General features: G+C 38.4%; 1 protein-coding gene. It reads left to right on the top strand.

Annotated features, from left to right (window positions below; genetic code table 11):
• Positions 1–344 (top strand): hypothetical protein (locus J3495_RS19565; protein WP_210668573.1); only part of this gene is annotated, 344 nt, incomplete at both ends.

Here is a 344-nt window from a genome sequence, read left to right as displayed (position 1 = left end):
AAATGAGTTTGTCAAAATTGCCGGGCAATACCTGAACATTGTTAATGATGTAATAACCGGTGGCACAACATCATTACTATCAGCAGAACAGGGCAAAATATTACAAAGTCGAATCGATGCAATTAACGTAATTCTTACTTCTGATAATATCAATTTAGACACGGTTCAGGAGTTAGTTGATGCAATAGAAACGGTTCAATTATCGCTAAATACAATATTGGTGAACGACCTGACCACCGGAGGAACCACGAAAGCGTTAACAGCTGAAATGGGAAAACTTTTGCAGACTAATAAGGTTGATAAAGTAGCCGGTGAGCGTTTGATAAATGCAGCCGAAATCACTA

Origin of the sequence: Flavobacterium geliluteum, assembly GCF_017948595.1 — a bacterium.
GTDB classification, from domain to species: Bacteria; Bacteroidota; Bacteroidia; order Flavobacteriales; family Flavobacteriaceae; genus Flavobacterium; species Flavobacterium flavipigmentatum.
This window is presented reverse-complemented; position numbering and strand designations above follow the sequence as displayed.